Here is a 1,308-nt window from a genome sequence, read left to right on the forward strand (position 1 = left end):
TGGGGTGCCTCGAAGTCTCCGGACAGCGGCTAAACAACGGTCGGTATCGCTGACTTTCGAGCGTGGTATGCGTGGTGCACTTCTCGTGGCGTGCGGTATCCGAGTGCGGAGTGTCTCCGTCGCGAATTGTAGCGGAGTTCGATATAGCGGGCAATGTCTCGGCGGGCGTGTTCGCGGGTCGGGTATCGGGTGCGGTGAACGAGTTCGTTCTTGAGAGTGGCGAAGAACGATTCCGCCGGTGCGTTGTCGTAGCAGATACCGGTGCGGCCCACGGACTGTCGGATGTGTAGGGACGCGAGAGTGGCGGCGAAGGTGGCGGAGGTGTAGTTGCTGCCGCGATCGGAGTGGAATATCGCGTTGTCGGTGAGATGGCCGTTCCGAACGGCGCGATGGATGGCCGTCTCGATCAACGGTGTCTTGTAGTTGTCGTCCATCGCCCACCCGGTGACCGCCTTGGTGTGACAGTCGATCACGGTCGCGAGGTAGAGCCATCCCTCATCCGTCGGAATATAGGTGATGTCACCCACCGCTTTTCGACCGGGTTCGGCGGCGGTGAAATCGCGGCGGACGAGGTCGGGGACGTCATGGACCTGGCCGTCGCCGGCGGTGAGGACGAACCGCCACGGCCGGGGCTGACACGGACGCAGCCCCAGCTCACGCATGACCTGACGCACCAACTCCGGCCCGCACTCCACGCCCTGGGCGACGAGATCGGCGTGGATCCGCCGATACCCGTACGTGCCGTCGGACGCCTCGAAAAACCCGACAACCAACCGTGACAGCTCACCCCGCCGCGCCGCGGTGCCCGACATCGGGCGAGTCCTCCATTCGTAGAACCCCGATCGGGAGACATCGAGAATCCGGCACATCCGTGTCACCGGCAACGATGTCGAGACGTCCACGTCCTTATCTGCGGCAGCGTGCTGTGCGTCGATGAACTCGAACCGGTCGCTCACCGATGATCCTTGGCAAAGTACGCGGCAGCTTTTTTCAGGAACTCGTTCTCCAACCGCAGATCACGCGCTTCCCGCTCCAACTCACGCAGCCTCGCCCGCTCCGACACATCCAACGGCGACTCGTCGCCGCCCTGCGCCGCCCGATAATCCTTGACCCACTTCCCTAGACTCACCTCACCGACACCAAGTTCCTTCGCCACCTGAGCGATCGGACGCCCGGTCTCGATCACCAACTTCGCCGCTTCCTCCCGATACTCCCGAGAGAAACTCCTCCTTGATCCCGCCAAAACCGTCTCCTTCCAGAGAACCCAATTCTACTTGGTCCACTGTCCGGAAACTTCGAAGCACCTCA

1 protein-coding gene is annotated in these 1,308 nt (G+C 62.5%); it reads right to left on the reverse strand.

Features of this window, described 5'->3' with window-relative positions:
- Window positions 1–29: 29 nt before the first annotated feature.
- Window positions 30–1,243, reverse strand: a protein-coding gene (locus CLV40_RS36940) for an IS3 family transposase (protein ID WP_104483686.1) whose coding sequence is annotated in 2 segments (ribosomal slippage) — window positions 30–991 and window positions 991–1,243 — 1,215 coding nt in all. Because the reading frame shifts where the segments join, the coding sequence is not laid out codon by codon here.
- Window positions 1,244–1,308: the final 65 nt, after the last annotated feature.

Source organism: Actinokineospora auranticolor, assembly GCF_002934265.1.
In the GTDB taxonomy this organism is placed as follows: domain Bacteria; phylum Actinomycetota; class Actinomycetes; order Mycobacteriales; family Pseudonocardiaceae; genus Actinokineospora; species Actinokineospora auranticolor.